This window comes from Huintestinicola butyrica (genome assembly GCF_025567215.1).
Classification (GTDB): Bacteria; Bacillota; Clostridia; order Oscillospirales; family Ruminococcaceae; genus Huintestinicola; species Huintestinicola butyrica.
In genome coordinates, this window is the sequence record NZ_JAOQKB010000002.1 from 46690 (window position 1) to 71438 (window position 24749).

The window sequence follows — 24749 nt, forward strand, 5'->3', positions numbered from 1 at the left end:
AGCCGTCAGGCATCAACTCCAGCGGCGCTTTTCCAGTACCCTGACGGTAAGGAAGTTGAAAATAAATATTGTGCTGATAAAGAACACAACGCTTGTGATATTAAGGATACCCTGAGTAAATTCCGTGTATCTGTTGTAGAAGCCGATAGCGACCATTACCTTTTTAAGAATGTCGATGCTTACGGTAGATGCGATAACATCAATCATATAAAGCACAAGGTTGATGATGATGCTTACGATGGCAGCTACTATCTGAAGCTCTGTAAGGGAGGAAACGAATATTCCGATGGAAATGAATGAGCAGCCGAGAAGCAGCAGTCCAAGAAGATTTCCGATAACGGAAGCCCATGCGATCGTTCCCGCAAGCTTCAGTATCACAAGGATATAGGGAATGTATATTGCCATGCCCACAAGGAAAACGACTGTTGCTGCAAAAAACTTGCCCATTACTATCTCAAAAAGATTTACGGGAGCGGTGAGCAGTCCCTGATCTGTTTTGAGCTTCTTTTCATCTGCAAAAAGCCTCATGGTCAGCAGCGGGAGAAGTATCATCATAATAACGAATACTCCCGCAAACACATAGGACATATCGGTAGAACCGTTTGCCAGATTCATATTAACGAAGTAAAAGGCTGTGATAATATAAAATACTGCGAGAAAAATATAAGCAATGGGTGATGTAAAGTATGCTTTCATTTCTCTTTTAAAAATTGCGCCCATTACATTTCACCTCCGTCTGCTTTTTCCTCTTCTTCCCCGTCGGACTCATTGATATCGGGAGCGGACTGAGCAGCGTTTGCGATATCGACTGCATTTGCCACTGCAACTGCACCGTCAACCTGCTCCATCAGCTTTCTGTGAGTATCCTCGTCAACGGGCTTGGACTTTATCTTGACATCGGAGCCCATTGTTATCTTAAGGAAGATATCTTCAAGGGTCATTTCGTTGGACTTGAGACCCAGCATATACCAGTTTCTGCTTGCAATGCGCTTGAAAAGCTCACGTCTGATATCGGAGTCCTCTTCCACCTCTATCTCGTAATCGTAAGCGCCGGGCTCTCTCTCCATCTCGGCAGTAACTTCCCTAACGCCGGGAATTGTGCCGATGACCTTGAGTATCTCTTCACGGGGGCCGTCGATCCTTGCGGTGTAGCGCAGATCGTCGGAAACGGTTTTTGTAAGGTTTTCGGTAGTATCATCTGCTGCGATAACGCCCTGATTGATGATAACTATTCTGTCGCAGACTGCCTGTATCTCGGACAGGATATGGGAAGAAAGGATAACGGTATGCTTCTTTCCCAGCCTCTTGATAAGGTTTCTTATATCAAGTATCTGCTTGGGGTCAAGACCTACTGTAGGCTCGTCAAGAATAAGTATCTTGGGGTTTCCGATAAGAGCCTGAGCCATGCCCACACGCTGCTTGTAGCCCTTTGAAAGATGCTTGATGACACGGTTATAGACATCTGATATCTTTACAAGCTTGCAGATCTCTTCAAGATGCGCCTGCTTGGGTATCTTGCACTTTTTAAGGTCATAAACAAAGCTGAGATACTCCTTGACGGTCATATCAAGGTAAAGGGGCGGCAGCTCGGGGAGATAGCCTATCTCCTTCTTTGCGGCTGTGGGGTCGTCCAGAATGTCTATCCCGTTGATGAGCACCTCTCCGTCGGTGGCGGAAATGTAGCCTGTAAGGATATTCATGGTTGTGGATTTACCTGCGCCGTTGGGGCCGAGAAAGCCCAGTATCTCGCCGTCATTTACGGTAAACGAGATATCGTCCAGAGCTTTTTTGCTGCCGTAATGCTTGGTAAGGTTTTTAACCTCGATCATTATAGTCATTCCTCTCCGTGAGAATTGTAATTCCGAAAGTCGCACTATGACTTTACTGCATCACTGCACAAATTCGTTAATGATATTTTAGCGTTTCAATGTGTCAGTTATGTGAAAAGTACACGTTAATGCAGAAAAAATCTTCAAATTTATGCTTTCTGCAGTGATAAAGCGGAGTATTTTCAGCCGCCAAGCTTGGTAATTGCAGCTTCTGTACGCCTGATGGTCTCGTCCTTGCCGAGAATTGCGGCAAGCTCGATTCCGCCGCCGGGGGTAAGGGCCTTGCCTGAAAGTGCAACTCTGAGAGGCCAGAGCATAAATCCGTTCTTTACGCCCTGCTTTTCGATCTCAGCAAATATTGCGGAGTGGATATTCTCCTCGTTCCAGTCCTCAACGCCCCCCAGCACGGGAAGAAGCATTTTCAGTGCGGAAAGACCTGTTTCGGCGTTTGTCTTCATCTTCTTGTTGAAGTAAAGCTCATCGCTGTACTCGGGCATTTCGTCAATGAAATCCACCTTTTCGGGGATATCGGTGAAAAGCTCGGTTCTGGGCTGGAGTGTCTTTACGAGAACATCAATGTCAATATCCTCACGCTTGCAGGTCTGACGGATATAGGGAAGTGCCAGAGCCTTGAACTCGTCGTGGGAAAGACGTCTGAGATGCTCGGCGTTGATAGCCTTCATCTTCACGATATCAAAAACTGCGGGAGACTTGGAAAGTCCCGAGATATCGAACTCCTGTACCAGCTCATCAAGAGAGAATATCTCGTTCTCGCCCTTGGGCGCCCAGCCCAGAAGTGCGATATAGTTGATGATAGCGGGAACATAGAAGCCCTTGTCAACAAAATCGCCGAAATATGCGTCGCCGTCACGCTTTGAAAGCTTGTGCTGTGCGTCACGCATGATATGCTCAACGTGGATATACTCGGGGATATCCCAGCCGAATGCCTCGTAAAGCAGGTTGTACTTGGGAGCGGAGGAAAGATACTCGTTTCCTCTTACAACGTGGGTGATGCCCATAAGGTGGTCATCAATAACGTTTGCAAAGTTATAGGTAGGCATACCGTCAGCCTTGATAAGTATCTGGTCGTCAAGGATAGCGTTTTCAACGGTAATATCGCCGTAAAGAACATCGTGGAATGTAGTGCTGCCCTCAAGAGGCATCTTCTGGCGGATAACATAGGGTGTACCCTCCGCAAGGAGCCTGTCAACCTCTTCCTTGGGAAGATTGCGGCAGTGGCGGTCGTACATCATATTGGATACCTTAGCTTCCTGCTGAGCCTTGTGAAGAGCATCAATTCTCTCCTTGGTGCAGAAGCAGTAATACGCATGACCCGACTCAATGAGCTTCAGAGCATATTCCTTGTAGATACCCATTCTCTCGGACTGAATGTAGGGACCAACGGGTCCGCCGATATCGGGGCCTTCGTCCCAGTTAAGTCCGCAGACTCTCAGGGTGTCATATATCTTTTCAACTGCGCCCTCAACGTATCTTTCCTGGTCGGTATCCTCGATCCTAAGGATAAAATCTCCGCCGTACTTCTTGGCGATGATATAGGTGTAGATAGCTGTACGCAGGTTGCCGATGTGCATAAAGCCTGTGGGGCTGGGTGCAAATCGGGTGCGTATTTTCTTAGATGTATCCATTTATAAACAGTCCTTTCTGAAAATATCAGATATACTTTTATATATTGTATTCTCTGCTTCTGACGGTCTCGGTGTCCCTTGCTATCTGCTTCCTGAGAGCTTCAATGCTCGGGAACCGCTTTTCGGGGCGGAGAAAATCCACCAGCCGCAGAACTATGTTCCTGCCGTAAAGGTCGCCGTCAAAGGAGATAAAATATGTCTCCGCATGAGGGGCATCGCCTACTTCAACTGTAGGCTTCACGCCGATATTGGTAACGCCCTTATAAAATTTTCCGTCTATCATGGCATAGGAAGCATACACGCCAAATTTCGGCAGAACACAGCCGCTGTCCATACGCTGATTGGCGGTGGGAAAATTCATCTGCCGACCAAAATGATTGCCGTTGACCACCTCGCCGGTTATGGCATAATCATGCCCCAGCAGACGGTTTGCGGAAACGATATCCCCCTCGGCAATGTCCTTTCTTATATCGGAAGAGCATATCCTTACGCCGTTATCGGTGATATCATCGACTACGATAAGCTCCATGCCGTTTTCTCTGCACAGCACGGACAGTCCCTCAGCAGTGCAGGAAGCTCCCCTGCCCAGTCTGAAATCCCTGCCGCATACCACAGTCTTGGCGTTCATTTTTTTGCGTAGGATATCTCTCACAAAATCCTCGGCAGAATTATTCTTTATGCGGGAAAAATCGGGCATATAAACATACTCTGCCCCTTCGTGTTCAAGGAGCAGGCATTTGGTCTCGTCGCTGTAAATGGGACGAAAGCCTGTGCCCTTGGTATCCACCGTTGCAGTCCTGAAAGTGCATACGGCGGCGCTGAGATCATTCGCTGCGGCATTTTCCGCAGCTGCGTCAATGACCGCTTTATGCCCCCTGTGAACTCCGTCAAAAACGCCAAGGGCAACAGATGTGTATTTTCCGTTTATCTGCTCCTCATCGGACAGAAGGATCAAAGCAATCACCTCAAAAATCAGAGAAAATTCTTTTCGACTTTCAGAAGATCTTCGTCACGCATTATAACGGCAGTGCCGATAAATCCGCCGCTGCTGCCGAATACTGCGTATCTTTCCGAAGCCGCATCATCAATATCAAGTCGGGAAACGTCAAGGCGTATCCCGTTTCTGTACATTCTTTCCTGAGCCTCGCACAGTCTTACCTTTGGCAGATAGTCAAAAACAGCTTCTACGGGGAGAAGATATTTACCGAAGTCCCTGTCACCGTCGGCAGTCTGCTGGAGCTGCTCAATAGTCACGCAGTCATCGAGAGTAAAGCCGCAGGCAGCCGTGCGCACAAGCGATGTCATTATTCCGCCGCAGCCCAGCTTGTCCCCTATATCATTTATAAGGGTGCGGATATATGTACCCTTTGAGCAGGATATCTCCATAACTCCGCTGCGTGTCTGCTCATCATATTCCTTTATATCAAGGGAATAAACGGTTATAGGTCTCGGCTCTCTTTCAACGGTCTTGCCCTGTCTTGCCAGCTCATAAAGCCTTTTTCCGTTGACCGAAACTGCCGAATACATGGGAGGAAGCTGCATTATATCTCCCCTGAAGCACTCTGCCGCAGATATAAGCCCGTCTTTGTAAACAGGTGTGTCATTTTCTGAAATGACCGTTCCGCTGCTGTCCTGAGTATCGGTAGTAACGCCAAGACGGAAGCCTGCACGGTAAACCTTGTCATGGTCGGGAAGCATATCGCACGCTTTTGTGGCGCAGCCTGCAAACACAGGCAGAACGCCCTCCGCCATAGGGTCAAGAGTACCTGCATGACCAAGCTTTTTCATTTTGAGGATACCACGCATTTTGGCAATAACATCAAAGGAAGTGAAGCCCACAGGCTTATAAACGCAGATGATACCGTTAAGCTCACTCATGACAGCCATAGATCAAAACCCAGCGCAGGCGCAATAACAGAAAGTATCTTGAGCTTTACCTGGGAAAGGTTGCCCTCCACAGTACAGCCAGCCGCACGGATATGTCCGCCGCCGCCAAGCTTTGCGCAAAGTTCAGAAACATTCACGCTCTCCGCACTTCTCATGGAGACCTTGAATTTGCCCGGCTCCTTTTCCTTGATGGTAACGCCTACCTCAACGCCCTCCACCTGCATGGGAATGGAAGCCAGTCCCTCAAATTCCTCGGGAGCAAGTCCTGTTTCCGCTATCATATCGGAGGTAACTGCAATAACAGCGCACTTGTCATCAAGGTACATTTCCATGGAGTTGATAACGTGCTGCTCTACAGTAAGGCGTGCCCTGCTCTTTATCTCGAACAGCTCACGGTTTATCTTTGCGTAAGGGATACCGTATCCCATAAGCTTTGCCACTATCTCATGGCATCTGGGAGTGGTATTTTCAAAACGGAAGCAGCCTGTATCTGTGGAAATGCCGGTGTAAAGGCACTCGGCAGTCTGGAGGTCTATGGGGAACTTGCCCTCGGTGAACACCTCGAAAAGCACCTCGCAGGCAGCCGCAGCCTTGCCGTTGAGCAGAGTTTTTGCGGCATAGCCCGTGTTGGAAATGTGGTGGTCAATAGCCAGGTCAACAAAGTCCGCATAAACGGAAAGAGCCTTTCCGAAAAGGTTCGTATCCGCCAGATCTACTGAAACTATAGTCTGGGGAACGAACTTCTGAGGCTCATAGCCGTTGTAAAGATAGGAATATCTCTTGGGAAAGGGGTCGGAGCAAAGGACATTCGCCTTTTTGCCCACAGCTCTCAGCGCTCTGCAAAGTCCGAATCCGCTGCCCATAGCATCTCCGTCAGGATTAACATGGGTAAGGATATAAAAATTGTCATTTTTAAGCAGAAAATTTGCAGCTTCAAGAACTGTTATGCTTTCAACCTTTTTATCACTGTTCAAACCTATGACCACCTTTCTGACAGCCGCACCATTACGGCTGTCTGCCTTCCTCGGCTTTATTATTCGTCTTCAGACTGTGTCTCTTCCTCATTTTCAGCTTCCGCAATGTTCTCGAGCATCTTTGCTATCTCTGCGGAATGCTCGATGGAGTCGTCCGCAATGAATTTCAGCTCGGGGCATTTTTTCAGATGAAGCTTGTTGGAAATTTCTTTTCTTATCATCCACCCTGCGCTTTCCAGACCCTTTACGGCATTTTTTGAAGCCTCCATGCCGTCAAGGTGGGAAATATATACCTTGCAGTGTGAATTATCGCCCGAAAGCTCGGTACGGACAACAGAAACAAGTCCGTCCTTTACTCTTGGGTCCTTTATTCTCTCACGGATAAGTCCTGAGATCTCACGCTTAATATCTTCGGATAATCTTGCATTCTTAAAGTTTGGCATATCTGCGCCGTCCTTTCCGCACTGTTATTATCAGTCGGGACGATATTCTTCCATGATAAATGCTTCGAAGATATCGCCTTCCTTGATATCATTGAACTTTTCAAGTGTGATACCGCACTCGTAGCCCTCGGCTACCTCCTTGGCATCGTCCTTGAAACGCTTAAGGCTGGACATCTTATCCTCGGCAATAACTATGCCGTCTCTTACAACTCTTATCTGGCACGCTCTTGTTACCTTGCCGCTGAGAACATATGCACCCGCAACAAGACCAACGTTGGAGATCTTATATACCTGACGGACCTCGATACGTCCGACAGCGATCTCACGGTACTTGGGAGCAAGCATACCCTTCATAGCGGTGCCGATCTCCTCGATAGCATCGTAAATGATACGGTAGAGACGGATATCAACGCCGTCACGCTCTGCGTTTTCTGTAGCAACGGGGTCGGGACGAACATTGAAGCCTACAATGATAGCATTGGATGCGCTTGCAAGCATAACGTCGCTCTCGGAAACAGCACCAACTGCGCCGTGGATGACCTTTATGCGGACCTCATCGTTGGAGAGCTTTTCAAGAGATTGCTTTACTGCCTCAACGGAGCCCTGAACGTCAGCCTTGACGATGATAGGAAGCTCCTTGATCTCGCCCTGCTCGATCTGGCTGAACAGGTTGTCAAGAGTAACCTTCTGATACTGATTGAACTGCTCCTGCTTAGCCTCATGCTTACGCTGTTCAACAAGCTCTCTTGCGAGACGCTCATCTTCAACTGCGTTGAACACATCGCCTGCGGAGGGAACCTCTGCAAGGCCTGTTATCTCAACAGGATAAGAGGGACCTGCCTCATGAACAACATTGCCCTTGTCGTTTGTCATAACACGAACACGTCCAACGGAAGTACCTGCGATGATAACATCGCCTGTTCTCAGTGTACCGTTCTGTACAAGCAGAGTTGCGATAGGTCCTCTTCCCTTGTCAAGACGTGCTTCGATAACAGTACCCTTTGCCAGTCTGTTGGGGTTAGCCTTAAGCTCGGCAACCTCGGCAAGAAGAAGTACGTTTTCAAGCAGCTCGTCAATGCCCATACCGGTCTTTGCGGATACAGGAACGCAGATAACGTCGCCGCCCCATTCCTCTACAACAAGGTCATGCTCGGTGAGCTGCTGCTTGATATTGTCAGGGTTTGCGCCTTCCTTATCCATCTTGTTGATGGCAACGATGATGGAAACGCCCGCAGCCTTTGCGTGGTTGATAGCCTCAACTGTCTGGGGCATGATACCGTCATCAGCGGCAACAACGAGGATAGCGATATCCGTTACGGAAGCACCTCTTGCACGCATAGAGGTAAATGCCTCATGGCCGGGAGTATCAAGGAATGTGATGTCCTTGCCCTTGTAATTTACTCTGTAAGCACCGATGTGCTGTGTGATACCGCCCGCCTCGGAGTCGGTAACGTGGGAGTTTCTGATCCTGTCGAGAAGTGAAGTTTTACCGTGGTCAACGTGACCCATAACAACAACTACGGGAGCACGCTCAACGCCCTCGCCCTCGTCGTCGCTGTCGTCGATAAGACGCTCTTCAATGGTAACGATGACTTCCTTTTCAACCTTTGCGCCCAGCTCTTCAGCAACGAGAGAAGCTGTATCAAAGTCGATGACCTGGTTGATAGTGCACATCTCGCCCAGACCCATGAGCTTCTTAATGACCTCGGTAGCTGTTACCTTCAGTCTGGAAGCAAGCTCGGAAACAACGATCTCGTCGGGAATGAGAACTTTGAGCTGCTGCTTTCTTGCACGCTCAAGCTCCAGTCTGCGGAGCTTCTCAGCCTCGGTCTCCTTCTTGCTGGAATACTGCTGCTTGTTTCTCTGAGCAGACTTCTGTGTGAGCTTCTGCTTCTTGGATAAATTGTCCTTGCTGCGCTTTCCGCTTCCGCCGCCGGAAAGAGGTGCGATATTCTCGTACTTTTCGTTGTACTTGTCGATATCAACATAGCTTCCTCTTGTATCAACGGTACGCATCTTCTGCTCTACCTTTACGCTCTCGGAAGAGAAATTGCCGCCAAGCTTGGTCTTGACAGTCTTGTTATTGTCAGCGATCTTGTTTTCGGGCTTCTTAGGCTCCTGCTTAACAGCGCTGTTCTTCTTTTCGTCAGACTTCTTCACCTGATTGTTGAACCTTTCAAGCGCAGACTTCTGCTCGCTCTTGTGAAGAGGCATCTTTTCGTTATTGTTATTATTGTTCTTGGGTGCCTCGGGCTTCTTCTCAACAGGCTTTTCTGCCTTTGGTTCAGCCTTGGGAGCAGCAGGCTTTGCAGTCTGAACAGGCTGTGCGGGCTTTGCAGCCTCGGCAGCTGCTTTCTGGGGAGCCTTGGGAGCGGTATCCTTCTTTGCGGCAGGCTTTTCCTGCTTCTTTGCAGGTGCAGGCTTCTTATCGGCAGGCTTTTCTTCCTTCTTAGGCTCGGGCTTATTGTTCCTTGACTCGAAGTAAGGATTGAAGCTATCCACCTGATTATTCTGTGAAAAAGACTCGAGAATATAATTAAGCTCATCCTGTGTAATGCTTGCAGATGGCTTCTTTACGGTTCCGAACTTATCGGAAATAAAGTCGCTAAGCTCCTGATTTGATATTTTAAGGTCCTTGGCAACCTCGCTGAGTTTGGATTTTGTCTGGTTCTGTTTTGTACTCATAGGCTATAATTACCCTCCTATTATTACGTGACGTCTTTCGGATATTATCCGATAAGCTCTGTCAGTTTCTTTGCAAATCCTTCGTCGCATATTCCGATAACACCTGCTTTTCTGCCCACCGAGAACTCTATCTCAGCAATAGTGGCATCAATGCAGTGAACGGGAACAGCCTTTTGGTCTGCGAAAAATCTGACTTCTTTTTCTGTTTTTGCGGATATATCCGAGGCAAGAAAAACCGCTTTCGCTTTGTCCGTGAGTATGGACTCCTTAACAGAATCAAAACCCATGGTCATTCTTCCCGCTTTTCGGCAGATCGTAAGCAGACCGAATAATTTTTCTTTACTGACGCTCATTCAGCTCTCTCTCCATATTATCATAAACCTCGTCTGATATGCGGCAGGAAAAGCTTTTTTCAAGTTTTCTGGATTTTCTCGCAAGTCTCAGGCACTCGGCATTGGGGCACACATAAGCTCCTCTGCCTGATTTTTTTCCCGTTGTGTCCAGAGATATCTCGCCCTCGGGAGACCTTACCACCCTGATAAGCTCCTTTTTGGGCTTCATTTCATTGCAGCCCAGGCACATACGCATGGGTATCTTTTTTACCGCTGCCACAATATCACCTCATTTATATAAATGCGGACGGTCAGTCCACAGGATTTTCAGGCTTGATGTCGATCTTATAGCCAGTCAGACGGGCTGCAAGCTTGGCATTCTGACCCTTGTTTCCGATAGCCAGTGAAAGCTGGTTGTTGGGAACGATAACAGTGCACGCCTTTTCGTCGCCCTCAGCCACATCTACCCTGATAACATCAGCGGGAGCAAGTGCCTTGGCAATGAATACTGCAGGATCCTCGTCATAAACGATGATGTCGATCTTCTCGCCGCCCAGCTCCTCAACTATCTTGCTTATCCTTGAACGCTTGGGGCCGATGCACGCACCTACGCAGTCAACGTTGGGGTCCTTGGAGCAAACTGCGATCTTTGTTCTGGAGCCCGCTTCTCTTGCGATGGACTTTATCTCAACTACGCCGTCGTATATCTCTGGTATCTCAAGCTCGAAAAGTCTCTTTACCAGATCCTTATGTGTACGGGAAATCTTGATGGCAGGCTTTCTGTCGGGGTTAACGATGCCCACAACATATATCTTGATGATATCGCCCTCTGTAAGTACCTCTCCGGGGATCTGCTCGTTCTTGTAAAGATAGATCTCATTCTTGTCAACCAGCAGAACAGCGTTGCCTGTTGCCGGCTCTACCTTCTGAACTGTTGCGGAGATAATGTCATGTACCTTATCCTTGTACTGGGCAATGAGCTTTTCCTTCTCAAATTCCTTTACATCGTGGCGGATAGACTGCTTTGCATACTGAGCAGCAACTCTGCCGAACTTTGCTGTATCAAGCTTGTAAGGAACTCTGTCGCCGCAAACGCAGCCGGGAACGATAGTCTTTGCCTCTTCGATGTTTATCTCGTTGAGGTCGATAGGCTCATCATCAACGACAGTTCTGAGAACGCATACATCAAATACGTTTCTGGCAGGGTCAATATCCACCAGGAAATCGTCACAGTCGGGATATTCCTTTCTGACTGCCTTCATAATGCCCTGCTGGATCTTCTCAACAAGAGCCTCCAGCGGGATAGAGTTTTCATGTGCGAGACATTCAAGTGCTTCAAAAAATTCCTTGTTCATCTTTTTGAAATTCCTCCTGAGTTAATAATGTTAATCGCCGTCTTCACAGAATTCATCGGGAAGCTCCTCGTCATCGTAGAGCTTGATGAACGCAGTATCGGAAATAATAACCTTTTTGGTGCCGTCCTCGGTCTCAACTGTAATGCTGCCGTCGTCTTTATTATACGCAGTCAGAACAGCGATAAATTCCTTGACGCCGTCTTTTTCACGGATATATCTTATGCGCAGCGGGCACTCGAGATACTCAAGGAAATGTTCCTCTCTTTTAAGCTCTCTGCCCAGTCCGGGGGAACCGACCTCAAGCATATACTGCTCATCTATAGGGTCCTCATCGTCCAGCGCCTTTGAAAGCGGACGTGTCATAGCCTCGCAGTCGTCCATATCAACGTAGCCGTCGGGCTTTTCGATAAGCACTCTGAGATAGCGCATAGAGCCTTCCTTGTCGAAGGTCACGTCCCAGATGGTAAGACCAAGCTCATCGGCGATGGGCTTGGCGATATCGAACACCCTTGAAACGGTGCTGCCGCCCTTGCCCCCTTTTTTTCCTGCCATAAACAATACCTCCATCAAACAAGAAAGACCGGATTGCTCCAGTCTTTGTCCTTTACTATTGGTGTACTTTGATTATTATACCACACTCATTTTGAAATTGCAAGTGTTTTTTTGATTTTTATGCTTTTTACAGCCAATTTTTGCCTCTTTTCTGCCGATACCTCACTGATTTTTAACAGTGATCCGCTTTAAGGTCAGAATACATATTAAATAGTGTATTCGATTACCTGCCAAATCCTTCATTTCCGTAATTGACAAATCCGTCTTATTGTGTTATGATTTAAATATCAGAGCTTTTTTGCAATGCTGATTTCACATCACCCTATAGAACGATATGAAATCAGCATATAAGCTCATACATTCATGAAAAGGAGCACAAAATTATGTATCCAATCAAGCTTAAGCCTGCTTTTAAAGACTACCTCTGGGGCGGCACAAGACTCAGAGACGATTTCGGCAAGGACTGCGATTTTGACAAGATCGCTGAAAGCTGGGAGCTTTCCTGCCATAAGGACGGCAACTCCGTTGTGGCTGACGGCGAATTTGCAGGTCTCACACTGGCTCAGTATATTGAAAAGGAAGGCAAGTCCGTACTCGGAACAAACTGCGAGAAGTTCGAGAACTTCCCTATTCTTATAAAGCTTATCGACGCTAAGGACAACCTTTCCGTTCAGGTTCACCCCAACAATGAGTATGCTCAGAGAGTTGAGGGCGAATACGGCAAGACCGAGATGTGGTATGTTGTTGACTGCGACGAGGGCGCTTCCCTGCTCTACGGCTTCAAGCATAATATCACAAAGGAAGAATTCCGTGAGAGAATAGAAAACAATACTCTGCTTGAAGTTACAAACTCCGTTCCCGTAAAGAAGGGCGACGTTTTCTTCATCGAGGCAGGAACTCTCCACGCCATAGGCAAGGGTATCCTTATCGCTGAGATACAGCAGAATTCCAACACCACCTACCGTATCTACGATTACGGCAGAGTAGGCGCAGACGGCAAGCCCAGACAGCTCCACATCGACAAGGCTGTTGACGTTACAAACCTCTGCCCCGCAAAGCCTTATCCTCAGTCCGAACCTGTTGACATGGGCGGCTGGACAAAGAAGCGTCTTGCAAAGTGCGAATATTTTACCGTTGACGTTATCAATGTTGATACCTCCGCTGCTCTCGAGGCAGACAAGTCCTCTTTCGTAAACATTCTTGTTCTTGACGGCGGCTGTGTGCTTTCCTCCGAGGGCAACGATGCAGTTGAGCTTAAAAAGGGCGACAGCGTGTTCATTCCCGCAGGTCTGGGCAAATTTGAGCTTACAGGCAAGTGCTCCGCTGTTATGACCCATATTGATTGATATTATAATAGTATTTCAGGGAGTTTTGCATGGATATCCGTACATTTATAGGTGACAGGAGCTTTTACAAAAAGGTTTTCACAATAGCCGTTCCCATAATGATACAAAACGGCATTACGAATTTTGTTGCTCTTCTGGACAACATAATGGTAGGTCAGCTAGGCACAGCTCAGATGTCGGGTACGGCGGTGATAAATCAGCTTCTGTTCGTATTCAATCTCTGCATTTTCGGAATTCTTGCAGGCCCCGGGATATACGGTGCGCAGTTTTTCGGCAAGGGCAGCAGCGAGGGTGTGCGCAATACTTTCCGCTTCAAGCTTTATGCAGGGCTTCTGGTTCTGCTGGCAGGCGGAGCGATCCTCTCACTGTTTGACACCGAGCTTATAAGCTCGTATCTTACGGGAAACGGCGAGGAAAGCAACAAGGCGCTGATATTGCAGTCGGGACTTGACTACCTGAGTGTAATGGTGATAGGGCTTATCCCATTTACGGTAACGCAGATATATGCCTCCACGCTGAGAGAGACCAATCAGACACTTGTTCCCATGTTTGCGGGACTTACCGCCGTGCTCATGAACCTTGTGCTGGACTGGGTGCTTATCTTCGGAAACCTTGGCATGCCGAAAATGGGCGTAAAGGGAGCGGCTCTTGCCACTGTTATCGCACGATTTGCCGAGTGCATCATCGTTGTGATATGGACTCATGCCAACAGCGGCAAAAATGCTTTTATCAATGGCGCATACAGCAGTCTCAAGATACCCTCCGACCTTGTGAAGCAGATAATCATACACGGTCTGCCTCTGGCTGTAAATGAGGGACTGTGGTCATCGGGAATGGCTCTGCTGAACCGATGCTACTCAATGAGAGGGCTGGAAGTGGTTGCGGCTACCAATATCTCCTCCACTATCTTCAACCTGTTCTCGGTCATCTTTATTGCCCTGGGCAATTCCGTTGGAATAATCGTGGGACAGATACTCGGCTCGGGAGATATGAAAAAGGCACGGGAGACCGACACAAGGCTTATCGCATTCACCGTTGCGGCAGGCATTTTCACTGGAATCATGATGGCTGCACTCTCCAAGGTATTCCCTGAACTTTACAACACAGATGACAGTGTAAGGTCGCTTGCAGGCAGCCTTATAGTCATCTCGGGAATGTTCACTCCCCTGACCTCATTTATGCACGCCGCATATTTCACCCTTCGTTCGGGCGGAAGAACGTTCATCACTTTCCTTTTCGACAGCGTATATGTATGGGCTGTCACTATACCAACGGCACTTCTTCTGGTAAATTTCACCGATTTTGATATTCTTAAAATATACTTCTGCTGCCAGGCAGTGGATATATTAAAGGTAACAATAGGCTTTATTCTGATAAAAAAAGGCGTATGGCTGCGGAATATCGTATCTGCGTCTTAATATATGAAAGGCGGTCAAACAAATGAAATATTACATTGGCATTGACTTGGGCGGAACAAATATCAAAGCCGGAGTTGTAAATGAGAAGTTTGAGATAATCGCAAAGGCTTCCACAAAAACTCTCTGCCCCCGTCCCGCAAAGGATATCTGCGATGACATGGCTAAGGTGTCCATTGAAGCATGTAAGCTGGCTGGCATTTCCGTTGACGATGTTGAATGGATAGGCGTGGGAACTCCCGGTATCGCTGATAATATCAACGGCACTATCCCCTATTCCAACAACCTTGATTTCCACGATGTACCCGTAAGAAAGTACATTCAGGCTCATATCAACAAGCCTGTTTATGTTGCTAACGATGCCAATGCAGCTGCATACGGCGAATTTGTTGCAGGTGCTGCAAAGGGCGCAAAGAACGCTGTCTGCATCACTCTGGGAACAGGCGTTGGCGCAGGAATCATCGTTGACGGCAAGATTCTCACAGGCTCCAACCTTGCAGGCGCAGAGCTTGGCCATATGGTCATCGAGGTCGATGGCCCTCAGTGTACCTGTGGAAGAAAGGGCTGCTTCGAGGTATTCTCCTCCGCAACAGGTCTTATCCGCATGACTAAGGAAGCTGCCGAGGCTGACAGCTCCTCCATACTCAACAAGTATCTGGCAGAGGACGGCAAGTTCTCCGCACGTCACGCTTTCATGGCTATGAGAGATGGCGACAAGGCAGGTACAGAGGTGGTTGAAAAGTACTGCAAGTACCTTGCTGCAGGCATCACCAACACCATCAACATCTTCCAGCCTGACATTCTCTGCATAGGCGGCGGCGTATGCAACGAGGGCGATCCTCTTCTTCTCCCCGTCAAGGAGCTTGTCAAAAAGGAAGTTTACACAAGAATGCTTTCTCAGAACACCGAGATAGTCATTGCAAAGCTCGGAAACGACGCAGGAATCATCGGCGCCGCATTCCTCGGACTGGAGAGCTGAGATGGGATTTCCAGACAAAATATGATCATTCGTTGAAAGCGGCGAGCTTGACAAAATCACCGAAAAGGTCGGTCAGACAGTCAATAAAAAACGCAGCTCAGTATGCACGTTCCGCTGCACAGACAGTGACACAGGCTGCTCCGCAGGCATCAGCTGCGGTAAGTCCCGCAAAGCCGCCACGCAACGTAACTTTTACATTCTGTGACAGCGATAATAACAATGCAGATATTGCTCGGGTGCAGCTGAGATAGATTACTGCGCAGTATATGCCCCCGAAAGCAACTCCGATTATGAAGAGGGCGACAGCTCACAGCCCGTATTCATTATGACAAACGTTGCCGAAAGTGAGATACACAACATCATCTGCAATTATAAAAAAGGCATTGCAGACGCAGCATAACAAAGGTAAACCTGCCAAATGACAGGATATACTTCAAGGCAAAGCTCATAGCTGCCGTTGATGAAGCGGCAGCTACATACAAGGAAACCATTTTATAACAAAAGAGGTAATAAAAAATGTCTTGCAAAGATTGTAACTTTTTCTGTGAGGGTGCCGACAAGGCTCCCCAGCGTTCACTTTTCAACGCTCTCGGAATGACCAATGAGGAAATGGAAAGACCTCTGGTAGGTATCGTTTCTTCCTACAATGAGATCGTTCCCGGTCACATGAACATCGACAAGATCGTTGAAGCCGTAAAGATGGGCGTTGCTATGGCAGGCGGTACACCTGTTGTATTCCCCGCTATCGCAGTTTGCGACGGTATTGCAATGGGTCATCAGGGAATGAAGTATTCTCTCGTTACCCGTGACCTTATTGCAGATTCCACCGAGTGCATGGCTCTTGCTCATCACTTTGACGCTCTGGTAATGATACCCAACTGCGACAAGAATGTTCCCGGTCTGCTTATGGCTGCTGCCCGTGTAAACGTACCCACAATTTTCGTATCAGGCGGCCCCATGCTTGCAGGCCACGTTAAGGGCAGCAAGACTTCACTTTCCAGTATGTTCGAGGCTGTAGGCGCATACACCGCAGGCAGAATAAACGAGGAAGAGTTTGAAGAGTTTGAGAACAAGGCTTGTCCCACCTGCGGAAGCTGCTCGGGTATGTACACCGCAAACTCCATGAACTGCCTTACCGAAGTTCTGGGCATGGGCCTCAAGGGCAACGGTACTATCCCCGCTGTTTATTCCGAAAGACTGCGCCTTGCAAAGCACGCAGGTATGCAGGTAATGGAGCTTTACAGAAAGAACATCAGACCACTTGATATCATGACCGAAAAGGCATTTCACAATGCACTTACCGTTGATATGGCTCTGGGCTGCTCCACCAACAGTATGCTCCACCTCCCCGCTATCGCTCACGAGTGCGGAATTGAAATAAATCTCGATATCGCAAATGAGATAAGCGCAAAGACTCCTAACCTCTGCCACCTTGCTCCCGCAGGTCACGCTTATATGGAGGATCTTAACGAAGCAGGCGGAGTTTACGCAGTTATGAACGAGCTTAACAAGAAAAATCTGCTCAACACCGACGTTATGACCTGCACAGGCAAAACTGTTGCCGAAAATATCGCAGGCTGCGTAAACAAAAATCACGATATTATCCGTCCTATTGACGATCCCTACAGCGAAACAGGCGGAATCGCAGTCCTCAGAGGAAACCTTGCTAAGGACGGCTGTGTTGTTAAGCGCAGTGCGGTAGCTCCTGAAATGCTCAAGCACACAGGCCCCGCAAAGGTATTCGACTGCGAAGAGGACGCTCAGGCAGCTATCCTCGGCGGAAAGATCGTCAAGGGCGATGTTGTGGTTATCCGTTACGAAGGCCCCAAGGGCGGCCCCGGCATGAGAGAGATGCTCAACCCCACCTCCGCTATCATGGGCATGGGTCTCGGCAGCGATGTTGCTCTTATCACCGACGGTCGTTTCTCAGGCGCATCAAGAGGTGCGGCTATCGGTCACGTTTCTCCCGAAGCAGCTGTTGGCGGCATTATCGGAATCGTTCAGGACGGCGATATGATAACCGTTGATATCCCTAACTACACCCTCAGCCTCAACGTTGACGATGAAGAGATCGCACGCCGTATGGCTAACTTCACTCCCAAGAAGAAGGAGCTTAAGGGCTACCTCAAGAGATATGCTGCCCTTGTTACATCCGGCGCACAGGGTGCTATCCTCAAGAATGAATAATCACACAATCGGAGCGGTAATATGAGTAAAAACAGCGCATCTAAGACTATAGGAAAAATAGTGTCACTGATAATCCTGATACTCCTGCTGGGTGTCATAGCCGTAACATGGTTTATCGGCGGTCAGACAAAGGCTATCGAAAAATACTGTGCGGCGTTTGCGTCAGGCGACCTTAAATCAATGAACAAGGTGACGGATATTTATTCCGATCAGACTGACGACAAGAGCTTCAAACATCAGCAGAAGGATCATTTCAGGTCTCTCCCCCAGTTTGAAGAGCTTGAGGACACCGATGTTATCAGCTCCGATGTTGATGTAAAGTACCACAAAAAAACCGCAGACTTTACCCAATGGGAATGTATGACCAAGGCAGATTACTTCTCGCAGGGCATGAGCATTTCACAGGATATAACATTCACGCTGAAATTTGAAGGCGGCAAGTGGAAGATAATTAGTGCGGAATAATAAAAAATCAGCTCCGAACATATGCTCGGAGCTGATTTTTTTATTTTATGATCTTTTTCATTGATATATGGGGACAATATTCATCGAAATATTCATCGCCGTAGGCGGTGTAGCCCATAGACTCGTAAAAGCCCTTTACCCTTGTCTGAGCTGAGAGAACTGCCGTTCCCCCGCCAAGCTCGGATATCTTGCTTTCGAGAAGAGAAACTATCTCACGGCCGAGGCCCTTTCCTCTGTACGGCTTCATAACGGCTATCCTGCCGATATGATAATCGCCGTTTTCGGTAAAGAGCCGACCCGTTGACACAGGCTCTCCGTTATCTGTGAGAATGCCGTGGTAGGCTTTATTGTCCGTATCATCAAACTCGTTTTTGAAACCCTGCTCATCAACAAACACAGTCTGTCGGATAAGCTTTGCTTCTGGAGCATTTTCCAGCCCCATAACTATCCTGCTTTCCATCATCAAAGCACCTTTGAGAGAAATTCTTTCAGTCTGGGGTTATGCGGGTTTTCAAAGAACTCCTTGGGAGGATTCTGCTCCATGATAACTCCGTCAGCCATGAACATTACCCTTGATGCAACCTCACGGGCAAAGCCCATTTCATGAGTTACCACGACCATGGTCATGCCGTCATCGGCAAGCTCGGTCATGATGTTCAGGACTTCGCCAACCATTTCGGGGTCAAGGGCTGATGTAGGCTCATCAAAAAGCATTACATCGGGATTCATTGCCAGTGAACGGGCAATGGCGATTCTCTGCTTTTGACCGCCAGAAAGCTGCGAGGGATAATTATAAGCCTTATCAAGAAGTCCTACTTTTTTCAGCAGCTCCTCTGCCTTAGCCTCTGCCTCTTCCTTGGTCATGAGCTTCAGCTTTACGGGAGCAAGAGTGATGTTATTTATTATACTCAGGTTAGCAAACAGGTTGAAGTGCTGGAACACCATTCCCATCTTCTGGCGCATGAGATTAAGCTCTTTTTCGCTTGAATGGGTGATGTCCGTTCCCTCGAAAATGATACTGCCGGAAGTGGGCTTTTCAAGAAGATTGAGGCAGCGCAGAAATGTACTTTTTCCTGAGCCTGAGGGGCCTATGATAACGACCTTCTCGCCCTTTTCGATGTTCTCGGTGATGCCTTTGAGTATTTCCAGATCACCAAAGGATTTACAGAGATTTTCAACGCTTATCATTAGCCGCCAGCCTCCTTTCGAGCTTTGTAACAAAGTGAGTAAGCACCATAACGATCACAAGATAGATGATCGCTACGGCAATAAGGGGCATAAACGGCTCATATGTTGCGGAACGGATAGTATCGCCGCCCTTGGTAAGATCCTGCACGGCAATATATCCTGCAACAGAAGTCTCTTTCAGCAAAACGATGCACTCGTTTGCAAGAGAGGGCAGAACATTCTTGAACGCCTGCGGGATAATAATGTACATCATTGTCTGAGCATAGTTGAGGCCAAGGCTTGAGCCTGCCTCAAACTGACCGTTATCAACGGACATTATGCCCGAACGGACTATCTCGGCAACATATGCAGCAGAGTTCAGACCGAACGCCAGCACCGCCGCAAATATCTTATCAACGGAAACCGATGCGAAAATAACAAAGTAAATTATAAGCAGCTGAACTACAACAGGCGTACCTCTGATGACTGTAAGGTATATCTTTGCCAGAACATTCAGGAATTTGAGCTTTCCTGTCTTGTCGTGGGTGGAACGGACTATTGCAATGAGAAATCCCAGAACGATGCCCAGCATTACGGCAAAAAGCGTAATAACTATCGTGTTTTTAAGGCCGTTTGTAAGGTATTTCCAGCGATCGTCCACGATAAAGGTCTTATAGAACTTATCAGCAAAATTCGTTATAAAATCCTGAATCATCGTTATAATATCCTGAATCATAAATAGCATCACTTCCAAACTGAATGCGGCTGCCCGCATGACTGCTGACAGCCGCAAAATTTAAATGGTTTACTTTCTTACAATAATTACCTGTGTTGCTGTAGTATAGGGATCAGAGAAGTTTACGTTTTCAAGTCTGTCCTCGGTAACGGTCATACCTGCAACGCCAACGTCAGCCTTGCCTGTCTGAACAGCGGCAATGATGGAATCGAACTCCATGTTGTCGATCTTAAGGTCCTTGCCGAGAATATCGCAGACAGCCTTCATCATATCAGCGTCAAAGCCTACAACGTCCTCGCCGCTCATGCTCTCGTAAGGAGGGAACTCGGCGTTGGTTGCCATTACGATAGTGCCGTCATACTGAATGCCCTCGGGAGAGGTGTAGGGGTGCTGACCTGCCTCGTCGCCGATCCAGTTGGACTTGATCTGCTCAAGAGTGCCGTTAGACTCGAGCTGTGCAAGAGCGTCATTTATCTGCTGGGTAAGCTCGTCGTTATCCTTCTTGATAGCGATAGCGTAGTTCTCATCGGGATACTTGTCATCAAGAATAGTAAGGGAATCACTGTTCTGGCTTACAAATACGGTAGCGGGCTGGAGGTCGATGATAACTGCGTCGATCTTGCCCTGCTTGAGAGCCTGAACTGCATCAGCGCCCTTGTTGTAACGCTCAACGGTAGCGCCCTCAACATCGGAAGCATAGGTATCGCCAACTGTACCAAGCTGAACGCCTATCTTCTTGCCGTTAAGGTCATCAATGGAGAAAACGGTATTTTCGGGAGCCTTGCTTCCGCAGCCTGTGAACATTGCAGCGGAGAGAACTGCTGCAGCTGCTACAGATATTAACTTCTTTAATTTCATACTAAATGAACTTCCTTTCATAAACCCCAGTTATGGAATCATATTTACACCTATTATAATATAGTTTATAAGGAAATTCAAGCATCTTTTCAAATTTAATATATAATTTTACATTATAACAAATTTTATTTCAGATTTTTCTACAATGCTGTGATATCACTTTATTGCGATGATTATTATGCAAATTAAATCAGATATTAACTTATATGCAAAACAAAATACATCAAATGACAGGCGGATAATATTATAATTATAATAATAACCAACTCACGAAAGGATATGATATTTTGGAAGAAACAGCAGTAACAGAAGCTATCAGCGAGGTTGCTGAGACAGTCGCCGAGACTACAGCTCCCGAGATAGTCAGCGAGGCAGAGGTCGTTATGGACGCAGTTGCCAAGGGCAGCGTTACAGGCGATATGCTCAAAAAATTCGGCGAGTCAATAATCGCCTACCTTCCCACAGTTATAATCGCAATAGTGATCTTCCTGGTGGGAAAATTCATAACAAAACTCATTATGAAATTCGTTGACAGGTGCATGGGCAGGTCTCACATTGATGAGACTGCACAGGGCTTCCTCAAATCCCTTACAAACATCATACTGTCGGCATTTGTCATTGTAATCGCCCTTTCCGTTCTGGGAATACCCATGACATCTATCATCACGGTAATAGGTGCGGCAGGCGTTGCCATCGGTCTTGCTCTCCAGAACAGCCTTTCAAACATCGCAGGGGGCTTCATCATTCTCTTCACAAAGCCGTTCTGCAAGGGTGACTACGTTATCACAAACGGCATAGAAGGCGTTGTTGACGACATCAGGATCCTTTCAACAAAGCTTGTTACTCTTGACAATAAAATAGTATATATCCCGAACGGCATGGTATCCAGCGGTACTATCACCAATTTCAGCCGTGAGGACAAACGCCGTGTTGATCTGGTGTTCAGCATTTCCTACGAGCAGGATTTCCGCAAGGCTATTGACATCATCAACGGCGTTATCAGCGCTCACCCCCTGACAGTAAAGGAAGCGGGCGCATTTGCACCTTTCGCAAGAGTATCGAACCTTGGCGCAAGCTCGGTGGATATCACCATGAGAGTATGGACAAAGACCTCCGATTACTGGACAGTTTATCATGATATGATCGAGAACGTCAAGACTGCATTTGACAAGAACGGCATCGAGATCCCCTACTCCAAGCTGGACGTTAACATCAAGAACAACGCATAAAATTTTATCCGCAGTATGCTTAATCATACTGCGGATAATTTTGTAAATAAAGTGTGACGTCTAAGGCATAGCTGCCAAAAATCACGCATTTAAACCATTTTCCGACAAATAAGCCTTAAAAGGGAAAATTTCAAAAAAAGCTTGACAAACGTATTCCGTTATGATATAATATAAAAGTCGTCAGAAACGATAACAAGCAAAACAAGAGTAACTTCTGTTTTGTCGGGGTGTAGCTCAGTTTGGCTAGAGCGCTACCTTGGGGTGGTAGAGGCCGTGGGTTCAAGTCCCGTCACTCCGACCAGATAAAAAGACTTGTTTCAATATAATGTTGCAAACAAGTCTTTTTATTCTTCTTACTTGTTTATCCCCTTTAAAATGTCGGGGTGTAGCTCAGTTTGGCTAGAGCGCTACCTTGGGGTGGTAGAGGCCGTGGGTTCAAGTCCCGTCACTCCGACCATGAAGTCCTTACAGTTTTCTGTAAGGACTTTTTGTTTTATACTGATAACAATTTCTATAAAAAATCTCCCCTGCCAAAAGCAGAGGAGATTTGCTGTATCGTTATCTTTTCAGATTGTTAAGTCCGTACTTTCTTATAGTGTCACGATAATTCTTGAATGAGTAGTTGAGATCAACATATTCATCTATTCCCGATATCCTGCCGACCTCGCTGTACTGCCACATTCCGTAGTGGTAGCTGTAGTTTTCAGCAAGCTTTACTTCATCGCCCCAGCAGGCAACCCAGATATCGTACTTTTCTATCTTATCCATTATAAGATTATCGTCAAAGAACTTGGCATAGCTGTATATCATTGCGTAATAGCCGGAATTTTCAAGTGCTTCCATAAACGTGGTGACGATATCGGTAACATCACGCCTTGGCATTGACTTGTAGAAATCTTCCTCAATATCCAGCACCACGGGATATTCGGGCGAATAGTCGCTGATGGCATTCAGGAAATATGCAGCTTCCTTTCTTGCCTCGGAAACGTTGCGTGCATACATATAATGATAAAATCCGTAGGGAATATCATACTTTTCGCAGCCTGCCACATTCTTTGCAAGCATTGGGTCGGTGTCCTCATAGCCGTAGGAGGCTCTTATCATTGCAAACTGAGCCTTGCCGCTGCTCTTGACACGCTTCCAGTTTATATCTCCGTTCCACTTGGAAACGTCAATTCCTGCTATCCTGCTGCCGTAAACGGTGACATACACGCTGTCTGTCTTGCCGTTGTCGGTGGAAAGAGTGATGACAGCGTTGCCTTCCTTGATGCCTGTTATCTCGCCCTTGCGATTGACCTTTACCACAGAAGGATTATCCGACTCGATGGTGTACGTATATTTTGCGCCTGCGGGATATATCCTTGCATCAAGCAGGACTTTCTGACCTACCTGAACGCCTGCGGATTCCTCGGCAAATTTTACCATTGAAGGAACAAGATCGCCGTTTGCGTCATATTCCTTGGTTATCTTTTCCTCATATGACTTATCCTGCTCTTCCTGGCTCATAACGGAAACAACATTGACGTTGAGCTTTATGCTTTTTCCGCTGCCTGTTTTGCAGACGATCCTTGTGTTGCCTGCTCCCCTTGCGGTGACAACGCCGTCACTGCTTACGGAAGCCACTGCCTTATTGAGCGAGCGGAATGAAACAGTATCGGTGCAGTCGGAGGGAGCCAGCTCGTAGATTATCTTATATGTATCGCCCTCGTATATAGTCACGGAGCTGTGTTTAAGCTCAATGGACTTAGCTTTATCGGAAGAAGAAGCAGGTGTTTTGCTGTCGCTTCCGCTGTTATCACCGTTATCGCCTGTATCCTCGATAATATCATCGGAAGAGGTATCCTCCTCAACGGGAGCTGCCTTGACGGTAAGGGCAAATCTGTCCTTTACGCCCGATGATGCCTTTACTGTGATTATCGCCGTGCCCTTTGCCACTGCGGTGACATTTCCCTTGGAATCAACCGTTGCCACCTTTTTGCCGGAGCTGGAATAGGTCAGCACATCGTCCGAATTTGACGGCTTCAGGCGGCAGCCTATTTTAAAGGTATCCCCTGCATAGACTGTGGATTTATAGCTGTAAATGGTAACTTCCTTTGCGGGCTTGGTAACAACGCCGTCAGAGGTATCCACTTCCTCGGTGGTCTGCCCTGTTTCGGTATCGTCAGTTACCTCGTCGGCGCCGTCGTCCGTGTTATCTGTATCATCGGTGACGGTATCTTCGTCAGTAGTGTCCGTATTATCGCCGCCTGACGCAGTATCGCTGCTGTCCGTTTTGTTCCTGCTGAAATCGGCATAAGCGTAAGCGGGGTCGGTAAAATCTGCAAATGCGGACGCTCCGCCGCACATGACCATTACCGCAGCCGACACAAGCGCCAAAGCTCTTCTGGTATAACGCTTCATTTTCGAGATCCTTTCAGTATTTTTCTTTGTTTGTTCAACACTTATTTAATTTTACCGTATTTTGCAACTTATGTCAATAATTATTATAAATGTAACCAATTTGTCACATTATAAGAAAGCGCCCTGCAAGGCTTATCATGTGCATCACGGAAAAAAATCAGTTACCGAATTTTGTTTTCGAGCGTAATCGGTTACAGCAAAAATAATTTTTATTTTTGGCAATTCCCTTGACTTTTGGGTGGATTGCGGTTATTATATATAATG

Annotated in this window: 24 protein-coding genes and 2 tRNA genes; 9 read left to right on the forward strand and 17 right to left on the reverse strand. The window is 47.3% G+C overall.

Annotated features, from left to right (window positions below):
* Nucleotides 1–12: 12 nt before the first annotated feature.
* From OCV68_RS02430 to OCV68_RS02485, 12 genes are all read right to left on the reverse strand, one after another.
* Nucleotides 13–720 carry an ABC transporter permease gene (locus OCV68_RS02430; RefSeq protein WP_022475720.1) on the reverse strand — a complete coding sequence of 236 codons (708 nt, stop codon included), beginning with the start codon at nt 718–720 and terminating at the stop codon, nt 13–15.
* Nucleotides 720–1829, reverse strand: coding sequence for an ABC transporter ATP-binding protein (locus OCV68_RS02435; RefSeq protein WP_262570442.1), 1110 nt, complete (start codon nt 1827–1829; stop codon nt 720–722). Before OCV68_RS02435 ends, OCV68_RS02430 begins: the two co-directional genes overlap by 1 nt.
* Before the next feature lie 182 nt (nt 1830–2011).
* Nucleotides 2012–3475, reverse strand: a complete 1464-nt coding sequence (gltX, locus tag OCV68_RS02440) for a glutamate--tRNA ligase (RefSeq protein WP_022475722.1) — start codon at nt 3473–3475, stop codon at nt 2012–2014.
* Nucleotides 3476–3512: 37 nt separating this feature from the next.
* The gene (ribF, locus tag OCV68_RS02445; RefSeq protein ID WP_262570444.1) at nt 3513–4430 is read right to left on the reverse strand and encodes a riboflavin biosynthesis protein RibF; all 918 of its coding nucleotides are present in this window, start codon (nt 4428–4430) and stop codon (nt 3513–3515) included.
* Between the two features lie 17 nt (nt 4431–4447).
* Complete coding sequence (gene truB, locus OCV68_RS02450; protein ID WP_262570445.1) at nt 4448–5362, reverse strand: tRNA pseudouridine(55) synthase TruB; 915 nt, start codon at nt 5360–5362, stop codon at nt 4448–4450.
* Complete coding sequence (locus tag OCV68_RS02455) at nt 5350–6336, reverse strand: DHH family phosphoesterase (protein ID WP_262570447.1); 987 nt, start codon at nt 6334–6336, stop codon at nt 5350–5352. Before OCV68_RS02455 ends, truB begins: the two co-directional genes overlap by 13 nt.
* Nucleotides 6337–6395: 59 nt before the next feature.
* Complete coding sequence (rbfA, locus tag OCV68_RS02460; RefSeq protein ID WP_022475726.1) at nt 6396–6779, reverse strand: 30S ribosome-binding factor RbfA; 384 nt, start codon at nt 6777–6779, stop codon at nt 6396–6398.
* 30 nt (nt 6780–6809) lie between these two features.
* On the reverse strand, nt 6810–9464 hold the full coding sequence (infB, locus tag OCV68_RS02465) for a translation initiation factor IF-2 (protein ID WP_262570449.1): 2655 nt from the start codon (nt 9462–9464) through the stop codon (nt 6810–6812).
* A 44-nt stretch (nt 9465–9508) separates the two neighbouring features.
* Complete coding sequence (locus tag OCV68_RS02470; protein WP_022475728.1) at nt 9509–9817, reverse strand: L7Ae/L30e/S12e/Gadd45 family ribosomal protein; 309 nt, start codon at nt 9815–9817, stop codon at nt 9509–9511.
* Nucleotides 9804–10052 (reverse strand): RNase P modulator RnpM, encoded by a 249-nt coding sequence (gene rnpM / locus OCV68_RS02475; RefSeq protein ID WP_147621831.1) that lies wholly within the window; start codon nt 10050–10052, stop codon nt 9804–9806. The genes OCV68_RS02470 and rnpM overlap by 14 nt, the downstream gene beginning before the upstream one ends.
* A gap of 55 nt (nt 10053–10107) precedes the next feature.
* A complete protein-coding gene (gene nusA / locus OCV68_RS02480; protein WP_022475730.1) occupies nt 10108–11151 on the reverse strand; it encodes a transcription termination factor NusA in 1044 nt (347 codons plus the stop codon).
* A gap of 30 nt (nt 11152–11181) precedes the next feature.
* Complete coding sequence (locus OCV68_RS02485; protein WP_262570452.1) at nt 11182–11703, reverse strand: ribosome maturation factor RimP; 522 nt, start codon at nt 11701–11703, stop codon at nt 11182–11184.
* Nucleotides 11704–12086: 383 nt separating this feature from the next.
* On the opposite strand from OCV68_RS02485, the gene OCV68_RS02490 reads away from it, so the two are divergent.
* From OCV68_RS02490 to OCV68_RS02515, 6 genes are all read left to right on the forward strand, one after another.
* Entirely contained in the window at nt 12087–13049 is a 963-nt protein-coding gene (locus OCV68_RS02490) for a type I phosphomannose isomerase catalytic subunit (RefSeq protein ID WP_147621482.1), read from the forward strand.
* A gap of 29 nt (nt 13050–13078) precedes the next feature.
* Entirely contained in the window at nt 13079–14467 is a 1389-nt protein-coding gene (locus tag OCV68_RS02495) for an MATE family efflux transporter (protein ID WP_262570455.1), read from the forward strand.
* A 22-nt stretch (nt 14468–14489) separates the two neighbouring features.
* Nucleotides 14490–15443, forward strand: coding sequence for an ROK family protein (locus tag OCV68_RS02500; RefSeq protein ID WP_022475734.1), 954 nt, complete (start codon nt 14490–14492; stop codon nt 15441–15443).
* Nucleotides 15444–15490: 47 nt separating this feature from the next.
* Nucleotides 15491–15694, forward strand: a complete 204-nt coding sequence (locus OCV68_RS02505; protein WP_262570457.1) for a hypothetical protein — start codon at nt 15491–15493, stop codon at nt 15692–15694.
* Between the two features lie 265 nt (nt 15695–15959).
* On the forward strand, nt 15960–17630 hold the full coding sequence (gene ilvD / locus OCV68_RS02510) for a dihydroxy-acid dehydratase (protein WP_262570459.1): 1671 nt from the start codon (nt 15960–15962) through the stop codon (nt 17628–17630).
* A 21-nt stretch (nt 17631–17651) separates the two neighbouring features.
* The gene (locus OCV68_RS02515) at nt 17652–18095 is read left to right on the forward strand and encodes a hypothetical protein (protein ID WP_262570461.1); all 444 of its coding nucleotides are present in this window, start codon (nt 17652–17654) and stop codon (nt 18093–18095) included.
* A 40-nt stretch (nt 18096–18135) separates the two neighbouring features.
* Here OCV68_RS02515 and OCV68_RS02520 read toward each other — a convergent pair whose 3' ends face one another.
* From OCV68_RS02520 to OCV68_RS02535, 4 genes are all read right to left on the reverse strand, one after another.
* Nucleotides 18136–18558, reverse strand: coding sequence for a GNAT family N-acetyltransferase (locus OCV68_RS02520; RefSeq protein WP_262570462.1), 423 nt, complete (start codon nt 18556–18558; stop codon nt 18136–18138).
* Nucleotides 18558–19283: an amino acid ABC transporter ATP-binding protein gene (locus OCV68_RS02525; protein WP_022475739.1), complete on the reverse strand. Its 726-nt coding sequence runs from the start codon at nt 19281–19283 to the stop codon at nt 18558–18560. Before OCV68_RS02525 ends, OCV68_RS02520 begins: the two co-directional genes overlap by 1 nt.
* Entirely contained in the window at nt 19270–19998 is a 729-nt protein-coding gene (locus tag OCV68_RS02530; protein ID WP_262570464.1) for an amino acid ABC transporter permease, read from the reverse strand. The genes OCV68_RS02525 and OCV68_RS02530 overlap by 14 nt, the downstream gene beginning before the upstream one ends.
* Before the next feature lie 69 nt (nt 19999–20067).
* Nucleotides 20068–20856 (reverse strand): transporter substrate-binding domain-containing protein, encoded by a 789-nt coding sequence (locus OCV68_RS02535; RefSeq protein ID WP_022475741.1) that lies wholly within the window; start codon nt 20854–20856, stop codon nt 20068–20070.
* A 287-nt stretch (nt 20857–21143) separates the two neighbouring features.
* Between OCV68_RS02535 and OCV68_RS02540 the strand changes: the two genes are divergently transcribed.
* From OCV68_RS02540 to OCV68_RS02550, 3 genes are all read left to right on the forward strand, one after another.
* On the forward strand, nt 21144–22085 hold the full coding sequence (locus OCV68_RS02540) for a mechanosensitive ion channel family protein (RefSeq protein ID WP_262570466.1): 942 nt from the start codon (nt 21144–21146) through the stop codon (nt 22083–22085).
* A gap of 223 nt (nt 22086–22308) precedes the next feature.
* A tRNA-Pro gene (locus OCV68_RS02545) sits at nt 22309–22386 on the forward strand.
* Between the two features lie 78 nt (nt 22387–22464).
* Nucleotides 22465–22542: transfer RNA gene (locus tag OCV68_RS02550), tRNA-Pro, on the forward strand.
* A gap of 101 nt (nt 22543–22643) precedes the next feature.
* On the opposite strand, the gene OCV68_RS02555 is transcribed toward OCV68_RS02550, so the two are convergent.
* Nucleotides 22644–24485, reverse strand: a complete 1842-nt coding sequence (locus tag OCV68_RS02555) for a GH25 family lysozyme (RefSeq protein ID WP_147621473.1) — start codon at nt 24483–24485, stop codon at nt 22644–22646.
* Between the last annotated feature and the right edge of the window lie 264 nt (nt 24486–24749).

Coding starts and splice junctions, on each gene's coding strand:
- OCV68_RS02430 (WP_022475720.1), bottom strand. CDS start 720: ATGGGCGCAATTTTTAAAAGAGAAATGAAAGCATACTTTACATCACCC.
- OCV68_RS02435 (WP_262570442.1), bottom strand. CDS start 1,829: ATGATCGAGGTTAAAAACCTTACCAAGCATTACGGCAGCAAAAAAGCT.
- gltX (WP_022475722.1), bottom strand. CDS start 3,475: ATGGATACATCTAAGAAAATACGCACCCGATTTGCACCCAGCCCCACA.
- truB (WP_262570445.1), bottom strand. CDS start 5,362: ATGGCTGTCATGAGTGAGCTTAACGGTATCATCTGCGTTTATAAGCCT.
- rbfA (WP_022475726.1), bottom strand. CDS start 6,779: ATGCCAAACTTTAAGAATGCAAGATTATCCGAAGATATTAAGCGTGAG.
- infB (WP_262570449.1), bottom strand. CDS start 9,464: ATGAGTACAAAACAGAACCAGACAAAATCCAAACTCAGCGAGGTTGCC.
- OCV68_RS02470 (WP_022475728.1), bottom strand. CDS start 9,817: ATGAGCGTCAGTAAAGAAAAATTATTCGGTCTGCTTACGATCTGCCGA.
- rnpM (WP_147621831.1), bottom strand. CDS start 10,052: ATGCGTATGTGCCTGGGCTGCAATGAAATGAAGCCCAAAAAGGAGCTT.
- nusA (WP_022475730.1), bottom strand. CDS start 11,151: ATGAACAAGGAATTTTTTGAAGCACTTGAATGTCTCGCACATGAAAAC.
- OCV68_RS02485 (WP_262570452.1), bottom strand. CDS start 11,703: ATGGCAGGAAAAAAAGGGGGCAAGGGCGGCAGCACCGTTTCAAGGGTG.
- OCV68_RS02490 (WP_147621482.1), top strand. CDS start 12,087: ATGTATCCAATCAAGCTTAAGCCTGCTTTTAAAGACTACCTCTGGGGC.
- OCV68_RS02495 (WP_262570455.1), top strand. CDS start 13,079: ATGGATATCCGTACATTTATAGGTGACAGGAGCTTTTACAAAAAGGTT.
- OCV68_RS02500 (WP_022475734.1), top strand. CDS start 14,490: ATGAAATATTACATTGGCATTGACTTGGGCGGAACAAATATCAAAGCC.
- ilvD (WP_262570459.1), top strand. CDS start 15,960: ATGTCTTGCAAAGATTGTAACTTTTTCTGTGAGGGTGCCGACAAGGCT.
- OCV68_RS02515 (WP_262570461.1), top strand. CDS start 17,652: ATGAGTAAAAACAGCGCATCTAAGACTATAGGAAAAATAGTGTCACTG.
- OCV68_RS02520 (WP_262570462.1), bottom strand. CDS start 18,558: ATGATGGAAAGCAGGATAGTTATGGGGCTGGAAAATGCTCCAGAAGCA.
- OCV68_RS02525 (WP_022475739.1), bottom strand. CDS start 19,283: ATGATAAGCGTTGAAAATCTCTGTAAATCCTTTGGTGATCTGGAAATA.
- OCV68_RS02530 (WP_262570464.1), bottom strand. CDS start 19,998: ATGATTCAGGATATTATAACGATGATTCAGGATTTTATAACGAATTTT.
- OCV68_RS02535 (WP_022475741.1), bottom strand. CDS start 20,856: ATGAAATTAAAGAAGTTAATATCTGTAGCAGCTGCAGCAGTTCTCTCC.
- OCV68_RS02555 (WP_147621473.1), bottom strand. CDS start 24,485: ATGAAGCGTTATACCAGAAGAGCTTTGGCGCTTGTGTCGGCTGCGGTA.